Annotated in this window: 9 protein-coding genes and 1 pseudogene; 4 read left to right on the forward strand and 6 right to left on the reverse strand. The window is 68.7% G+C overall.

What is annotated here, in order from left to right:
* Window positions 1–278: pseudogene (locus tag IBL25_RS23475) on the reverse strand (hypothetical protein); the annotation flags it as partial.
* Window positions 279–397: 119 nt separating this feature from the next.
* Complete coding sequence (gene purB, locus IBL25_RS23480) at window positions 398–1,729, reverse strand: adenylosuccinate lyase (protein WP_187780901.1); 1,332 nt, start codon at window positions 1,727–1,729, stop codon at window positions 398–400.
* A gap of 128 nt (window positions 1,730–1,857) precedes the next feature.
* Between purB and IBL25_RS23485 the strand changes: the two genes are divergently transcribed.
* The 3 genes from IBL25_RS23485 to IBL25_RS23495 all read left to right on the forward strand — a co-directional run bounded on the left by IBL25_RS23485 (window position 1,858) and on the right by IBL25_RS23495 (window position 3,974).
* On the forward strand, window positions 1,858–2,523 hold the full coding sequence (locus IBL25_RS23485) for a TerC family protein (RefSeq protein ID WP_187780902.1): 666 nt from the start codon (window positions 1,858–1,860) through the stop codon (window positions 2,521–2,523).
* A gap of 198 nt (window positions 2,524–2,721) precedes the next feature.
* Entirely contained in the window at window positions 2,722–3,333 is a 612-nt protein-coding gene (locus IBL25_RS23490; RefSeq protein WP_238940619.1) for a YjbE family putative metal transport protein, read from the forward strand.
* Between the two features lie 38 nt (window positions 3,334–3,371).
* On the forward strand, window positions 3,372–3,974 hold the full coding sequence (locus IBL25_RS23495; protein WP_187780904.1) for a hypothetical protein: 603 nt from the start codon (window positions 3,372–3,374) through the stop codon (window positions 3,972–3,974).
* A 12-nt stretch (window positions 3,975–3,986) separates the two neighbouring features.
* On the opposite strand, the gene IBL25_RS23500 is transcribed toward IBL25_RS23495, so the two are convergent.
* The 4 genes from IBL25_RS23500 to IBL25_RS23515 all read right to left on the reverse strand — a co-directional run bounded on the left by IBL25_RS23500 (window position 3,987) and on the right by IBL25_RS23515 (window position 6,407).
* Complete coding sequence (locus tag IBL25_RS23500) at window positions 3,987–4,406, reverse strand: hypothetical protein (RefSeq protein ID WP_187780905.1); 420 nt, start codon at window positions 4,404–4,406, stop codon at window positions 3,987–3,989.
* Window positions 4,407–4,410: 4 nt separating this feature from the next.
* The gene (gene moaA, locus IBL25_RS23505) at window positions 4,411–5,403 is read right to left on the reverse strand and encodes a GTP 3',8-cyclase MoaA (protein ID WP_187780906.1); all 993 of its coding nucleotides are present in this window, start codon (window positions 5,401–5,403) and stop codon (window positions 4,411–4,413) included.
* 72 nt (window positions 5,404–5,475) lie between these two features.
* Window positions 5,476–6,234 carry a sulfite exporter TauE/SafE family protein gene (locus IBL25_RS23510; protein WP_187780907.1) on the reverse strand — a complete coding sequence of 253 codons (759 nt, stop codon included), beginning with the start codon at window positions 6,232–6,234 and terminating at the stop codon, window positions 5,476–5,478.
* Between the two features lie 5 nt (window positions 6,235–6,239).
* On the reverse strand, window positions 6,240–6,407 hold the full coding sequence (locus IBL25_RS23515; RefSeq protein ID WP_120640055.1) for a DUF3553 domain-containing protein: 168 nt from the start codon (window positions 6,405–6,407) through the stop codon (window positions 6,240–6,242).
* 113 nt (window positions 6,408–6,520) lie between these two features.
* Between IBL25_RS23515 and IBL25_RS23520 the strand changes: the two genes are divergently transcribed.
* On the forward strand, window positions 6,521–6,797 hold a 277-nt coding region (locus IBL25_RS23520), incomplete at its 3' end, for a hypothetical protein (protein WP_456315884.1).

The raw sequence follows: 6,797 nt of genomic DNA on the forward strand, positions 1-6,797 counted from the left end.
CCCCGGTGCCAGCGCGGCGGCGGGCCGTAGTAGCGGGCGCGCGGCGGCGGATGCCAGTGGCGTGGCGGCGGGCCACGGCGCCAGTGGCGCGGCGGTGGCGGCGGATGGCGGTAATACTGCACCGCCTGCACATCGGGCTGCGCTACGGGGGCGGCAACCGCTGGCCGGGCAGGGGCGGCCTGCGCTTCTCCAGGCAGGCTCACAACGCCGAGGCCGGTGGCCAGCAGGGCAGCGGAAGCAATCCGGGCGAAAAAGCCGGACCTGAAAAGACGTGGCATCTGGCAATTCCTCCTCGTCATGGCCCTGAATTTCGGGGTCATCTGAGGCGGAACAGTGGCGCCCCGGGGGCGCTGCGGTGACCGCCGGTCACGAAAATGCGACCGGCGATCAGGGCGGCTCAGGCGAAGACGCGGGCGAAAATCGTCTCGACGTGGCGGAAGTCGCGCTGCGGGTCGATGGCGGCATCCAGCCCGGCGGCATCCATCTTGCCCGCCACTTCCGGATCGGCCAGCAGGTTGTCGCGGAAGGATTTGCCCTCGGGGCTGCCCAGCTTGGTCCAGGTGGCCATGGCCGCGCGCTGCACGGCGGCATAGGCACCCTCGCGCGAGAGCCCTGCCTGGGTCAGGGCCAGCAGCACCTTCTGGCTGTGCACCACGCCGCCCAGGCTTTCCAGGTTGGCCTCCATCTGCGCCGGGTAGATGGTCAGCTTCTCCATCATGCCGGCCAGGCGGTTCAGGGCGAAGTCCAGCGTGATGGTGGCATCGGGGCCGATATAGCGCTCGACGCTGCTGTGGCTGATGTCGCGCTCATGCCACAGCGCCACATTCTCCAGCGCCGGGGTGGCATAGCCGCGCACCACGCGGGCCAGGCCCGTCAGGTTCTCGCTCAGCACCGGGTTCCGCTTGTGCGGCATGGCCGAGGAGCCCTTCTGGCCCGGGTGGAAATATTCCTCCGCTTCCCGTACCTCGGAGCGCTGCAGGTGCCGCACCTCGGTCGCCAGCCGCTCCATGGCCGAGGCCACCACGGCCAGGGTGCAGAAGAAGGCGGCATGGCGGTCGCGCGGGATGACCTGGGTGGAGACCGGCTCCACGGCCAGGCCCAGCTTGGCCGCCACGAATTCCTCCACCCGCGGGTCCACGCTCGCGAAAGTGCCGACAGGGCCGGAGATGGCGCAGGTCGCCACCTCGGCACGGGCGGCGACCATGCGGGCGCGGCAGCGGGCGAATTCGGCATAATGGCCGGCGAGCTTCAGGCCGAAGGTCGTGGGCTCGGCATGGATGCCGTGGCTGCGGCCGATGGTGGGCGTGAACTTGTGCTCCAGGGCCCGCGCCTTCAGTGCCGCCAGCACGCGGTCCAGATCCGCGATCAGCAGGTCGGCCGCGCGGGTCAGCTGCACGGAAAGGCAGGTGTCCAGCACGTCGGAGCTGGTCATGCCCTGGTGCATGAAGCGAGCGTCCTCGCCGATCCCCTCCGCCATGTAGGTCAGGAAGGCGATGACGTCATGGCGCGTCACGCTCTCGATCTCGTCGATGCGGGCGATGGCGGCGGCATCGATGGCGGCGGCGCGGGGGCCGCCCTTCTCGCGGATCACGCGGGCCGACTCCGCCGGGATCGTGCCCAGGTTGCCCATAGCCTCGGCCGCCAGCGCCTCGATCTCGAACCAGATCTGGTAACGCGTCTCGGGAGACCAGATCGCGGCCATCTCAGGGCGGGTGTAGCGCGGAACCATGGGGCGATCCTTAACGTTTGAGGAGGGTGCAGAACCTGGCGGGCGGGGGTGTGGCGCCTCTGCCGGTGGTTGACAAGCCCGGCCCTGCCGCGCGATGGCCAAATCATTAACGCCGGGAAATCGTGCTGATGGACTTTTCTGCCTGGATGCCTGAGCTGATCGCCCTCGGGCAGGTACTTCTGATTGATCTGGTGCTGGCTGGCGACAATGCCATCGTCGTCGGCATGGCCGCCGCCGGCCTGCCGGCAGATCAGCGCCGCAAGGCGATCTTCTGGGGCATTGTCGCCGCGACGCTCATGCGTATCGGCTTCGCTGCCATCACCACGCAGCTGCTGGCCATCGTGGGCCTGACGCTGGCGGGCGGCATTCTGCTGCTCTGGGTCTGCTACAAGATGTTCCGCGAGCTGCAGCGCGGCCATCAGCCGGAGGTCAGCGAGGCTGAGCTTCATCAGGCGGAAGCGGCCCCCGGCGAGCGCAAGACGCTGAAGGGCGCCATCATCCAGATCCTGGTGGCCGACGTCTCCATGAGCCTGGACAACGTGCTGGCGGTGGCCGGCGCGGCCAAGGAACACCTCTGGGTGCTGGTGGTCGGCCTCGGCATCTCGGTGGTGCTGATGGGCGTGGCGGCCACCTTCATCGCCCGGCTGCTGGAGCGCTTCCGCTGGATCGCCTGGGTGGGCCTGCTGGTCATCCTCTATGTCGCCATCCAGATGATCTGGGCCGGTGGCGGCGAGGTGCTGCCCTATATCAATGGCAGCGGCGGCCCGGCGCCGGCGGCTCCGGCGGCGCCGTAACAGGCCAGCCACCGCTTCGACTGATCGGGGCCGCTTCCCTTGGGGGAGGCGGCCCCGATGCATTTCCGGGCCAGCGTTACTTCACCTGTCCCCTTCCAGCCTGTAGCGTCCCGCGCGTCCGTGGGGTGTCGTGCCGGGCGACGCCACGCCGGCTGCCATAACTCCCGTGGGGACCTATCAATGGAAGCGTATAGCGGCATGCTGTCCGGCCTTGCCGAAATCATCTGGCTCAACATCATTCTGTCCGGCGACAATGCGGTGGTCATCGGCCTGGCCGCCGCCGGGCTGGCGCCGCATCTCCGGTCCCGCGCCGTTCTCTTCGGCATCATCGCGGCCGCCGTGCTGCGGATCATCTTCTCCATCTTCGCCACCATGCTGCTGTCGCTGTGGTGGATCGACCTCGTGGGCGGCCTGGCGCTGCTCTACATCGCGTGGACCTTCCTGAAGGAACTGCGCAGCGAACCGGAGCACGAGGTCGGCACGCCGGCACCGCATGTCGAGAAGACGCTGGGCCAGGCGCTGTGGCAGATCATCATCGCCGATGTCTCCATGAGCCTCGACAATGTGCTGGCCGTGGCGGCGGTGGCGCGCTCCAACCTGATGCTGCTGATGATCGGCCTCGGCATTTCCATCGTGATGATGGGCCTGCTCGGCGGATTGCTCGCCAAGCTGCTGGAAAGGTTCAAGATCATCGCCTACATCGGCGTGGTGCTGATCGTCTGGATCGGCCTGCAGCTGCTTTGGGAAGGATTGATCATGGCGAATGCCGCGCTCCAACTGGGCCTGCCGGTTCCGGGGGTCACGCATTGAGGGCTGCACGGCTCGCCCAGGGGATGACCCTGGGCGCCATGACCCTTCTGGCCGCCTGCGCCCTGCCGCAAAGCCCGGAGGAGCAGGCCCAGGCCGCCCTTCGCGCCCGGCCGGCATTGACGGAGGTGCTGGCCCGGCTGCCGATGGAGGTGGCCGGGTTCGAGCGCGGGACCACCACCAATTTCGAGGACCGGCAGCCTGGCTACGGCAGCGCGGTGGAATATGCCACGCCGGCGCGCAACGGCCTGCCCGCGCGGGCGGCGGTGGCCTCGGTGCTGGTCTATGACCTCGGGCAGCAGGCCCTGCCGGACAATGCCCCGGCCGAGACGGTGACCCCCGTGCTGGACGAGGCGGTGCGCGAGGCCACCGTGCTGCCCCCCGGCCGCACCCTGGCCGAGACCACCCGGCGCAACCTGCCGCTGGCCGATGGCGGCAGCATGACCTGCGCCGATCTTTCCGGCAGCTTCGGCCGCACGGCGGTGGAGCAGCAGGTCTGCGCCGGCACGGCGGCCGGGCGCTTCCTGCGCGTGCATGTCACGATGCCCCGGCGCAACAGCGGCGTGGCGGATGCGGATGACTTTACCCGCGCCATCGCGGCCGCGATCCGCGCAGCGCCCGTGGCGGCCCTCCCGGCGTCCTGAGACGCCGGGGGCTCACCCCCGCGGGCGCGGCCAGTCGAGTCGCGGCTCGGCGCGAGGTGAGGGGGCGTTCCGCACCGGGCGTGCATCCGGGAAGATGGGCGGCGGCGGCACCGGGGGAACGATGCGCGGCGCGTGGTCCCGGGCCGGATTGACGGCATAGCTGACCGGCGGCTCGATGTAATCCTCGACAATCGGCGGCCGGGGCGGCAGCTCAGGCTCGCCCAGGCGCAGGGCCAGGCTGCGGATCTCGGCCTGGATCTCGTCCAGCTGCACCTCGATGGCCTCCAGCCGCGCCTTCACGCCGAAGACGCTGAAGGGCATCAGCAGGAAGGCGGCGGCGCAGAGCAGCCCCACCACCAGGATCAGCAACCCGGTCCATTCCGGCATGCCGGGAATGGCCAGGGTATTGGTCAGGCCACGCACGCTCTCCATCGGTTTACCCGCCTGTCACGCTCATGTGGCGCACAACCGAAGGCGCCTTGTGCCGCCGGTCGATGATGAAGTCATGCCCCTTGGGCTTGCGGGCGATGGCATCGCGGATGGCCTGCTGCAACCCGGCTTCGTCCACCGAGGGGTCGCGCAGCACCGCGCGCAGGTCCGCCGAGTCCTCCTGGCCGAGACACATGTAAAGTGTCCCGGTGCAGGTTAGCCGAACCCGGTTGCAGCTTTCGCAGAAATTATGGGTCATGGGCGTAATGAAACCGAGGCGCCGCCCGGTCTCGGCCACGTTGAAGTAGCGGGCCGGGCCGCCGGTGGCGTAGTCGGTATCCTCCAGCGTCCAGCGCTGGCGCAGGTCGGCCCGCACCATGGAGAGCGGCAGGTACTGGTCGGTGCGGTCGCCGGTGATGTCGCCCATCGGCATGGTCTCGATCAGCGTCAGGTCGAAGCCATGCTCGCCGCACCAGGTGATCAGGCGGTCGAACTCGTGCTCGTTGACGCCCTTCATGGCCACGGCATTGATCTTCACCTGCAGTCCGGCGGCCTTCGCGGCGAAGATGCCGTCCAGCGTCTGCTCCAGTTTGCCCCAGCGGGTCAGGGCCTTGAAGGTGGCCGGGTCCAGCGAATCGAGCGAGACATTGATGCGGCGGACACCGGCGGCATAAAGCCCCTCGGCGTGCTTGGTGAGCTGCGTGCCGTTAGTGGTGACGGTCAGCTCCTTCAGCCCCTGCGGCCCGATGCGGGCGCCGAGGGAGCGGAAGAGCGTCATGACATCCTTGCGCACCAGCGGCTCCCCGCCCGTCAGGCGGATGCGCTGGACGCCGAGGCCGATGAAGGCGCCGCAAAGCCGGTCCAGCTCCTCCAGGGAGAGGATCTCGGCCTTGGGCAGGAAGGTCATGTCCTCCGCCATGCAATAGACGCAGCGGAGGTCGCAGCGGTCCGTCACCGAAACGCGGAGATAACTGATGGCCCGGCCGAACGGGTCGATCATAGCAGCCGAATTCCTCGCCGGAGGGGAAGACCCTTCATTTGGGCTGTCCGCCCCCCCGGCTGCAAGCCCTCGTCAACCCAGAAGTGCGAAGCCTCCGGTGGCGATGAGCAGGATCAGCGCGAATCGGCGGTACCAGCGCTGCGGGATGACATGGAAGAGCCGCGCGCCCATGGGCACCGAGAAGAGCATCACCGGCAGCATCACGGCCGTCATGACCAGCGTGGAAACGCCGATCAGCCCGCCCCAGAGCGGCGGGACGATGGAGGCCACGCCCAGCACCCCGAAGAAGAGGATGAGATTGGCGCGGTGCTGCCGCGCTTCCTCCTTGCCCGCCAGCAGGTAGAGGATGACTGGCGGCCCCGACATGCCGGTGGCGCCCTTCAGCAGCCCGGCGGTCACGCCCACCGCCAGGTTCAGCGGCAGCGGCCGGGTGCCGTGGTAGCGCCAGCCGGACATCATCAGCAGCCCGAAGAGCAGCACGAAGATGCCGATGGCCCGCCGCAGCGTGCCGCCATCCGCCTGCAGCAGGATGATGGAGCCCAGCGGCAGCATCAGCACCGCGGCGCCGCAGATCGGCAGGATCAGCTTCTTGTTGGCCTCGCCAAAGGAGCGGGGCAGCAGATAGGCGGAAACGAAGAGCTCCATCAGCAGCACCACCGGCACGCCGACGCGCGGGCTCCAGAGCGTGGAATAGACCGGCGCCAACAGAATGGCGGTGCCGAAGCCGGAATAGCCCCGCATCAGCCCAGCGATGACGGTGGCGAGGGCGGCAATGGCGAAGCGCCAGGACAGCAACAGCCCCAGCGCCTCCTGCAACAGCGAATCGAACATGGTCCTTAGTCCAGGACCTCAAGCTCTACATGCCGGGCGTTGATCAGCACCTTGCCCATATGCTCGAAATTCACCGTCACGCGCTCCTGCACCACCGATTGGATCTGCCCCTCGCCCCATTCAGGATGGGCGGGGTGGCGGACGCGCATTCCGGGTTCCAGCGGCATCATCATCTCCCCAGCCTGCCGTTGCCGCGCCGCCACGGCCAGAGCGGCGCGTGATCACGCTGGCGTGATATTAACGTTTCGAGCTTAAACTAGGGCGATTTCTTCAGCGGAGAGCATGCATGGCGGCGGAACCCGGGCTGAGCCTGGCGCAGGATCTTTGCGCCCGGCTGTGCCATGACCTTGTGGGACCACTCGGCACCGTGGCCGGCGCGGTGGAGATGGTGGGCGATGACCCCGAGGCGGCGGAACTGGCGCGCGAGGCCGCCCTCAGCCTGCGCGGCCGGCTGCAACTCTGGCGCGCCGCCTGCGGCGCCGGCACAGGGCCGATGAAACCGCCCGACATGGCCGCGCTGCTGGAGGGCAACCTGGCCGGCGGCCGGGCCAGCCTGGCGCTTG

This window comes from Pseudoroseomonas ludipueritiae, from assembly GCF_014490445.1.
Classification (GTDB): Bacteria; Pseudomonadota; Alphaproteobacteria; order Acetobacterales; family Acetobacteraceae; genus Pseudoroseomonas; species Pseudoroseomonas ludipueritiae.

What these genes read in the sequence shown, in the direction of transcription:
- purB (WP_187780901.1), bottom strand. Translation starts at nt 1,729, where the DNA reads ATGGTTCCGCGCTACACCCGCCCTGAGATGGCCGCGATCTGGTCTCCC.
- IBL25_RS23485 (WP_187780902.1), top strand. Translation starts at nt 1,858, where the DNA reads ATGGACTTTTCTGCCTGGATGCCTGAGCTGATCGCCCTCGGGCAGGTA.
- IBL25_RS23490 (WP_238940619.1), top strand. Translation starts at nt 2,722, where the DNA reads ATGCTGTCCGGCCTTGCCGAAATCATCTGGCTCAACATCATTCTGTCC.
- IBL25_RS23495 (WP_187780904.1), top strand. Translation starts at nt 3,372, where the DNA reads ATGACCCTTCTGGCCGCCTGCGCCCTGCCGCAAAGCCCGGAGGAGCAG.
- IBL25_RS23500 (WP_187780905.1), bottom strand. Translation starts at nt 4,406, where the DNA reads ATGGAGAGCGTGCGTGGCCTGACCAATACCCTGGCCATTCCCGGCATG.
- moaA (WP_187780906.1), bottom strand. Translation starts at nt 5,403, where the DNA reads ATGATCGACCCGTTCGGCCGGGCCATCAGTTATCTCCGCGTTTCGGTG.
- IBL25_RS23510 (WP_187780907.1), bottom strand. Translation starts at nt 6,234, where the DNA reads ATGTTCGATTCGCTGTTGCAGGAGGCGCTGGGGCTGTTGCTGTCCTGG.
- IBL25_RS23515 (WP_120640055.1), bottom strand. Translation starts at nt 6,407, where the DNA reads ATGATGATGCCGCTGGAACCCGGAATGCGCGTCCGCCACCCCGCCCAT.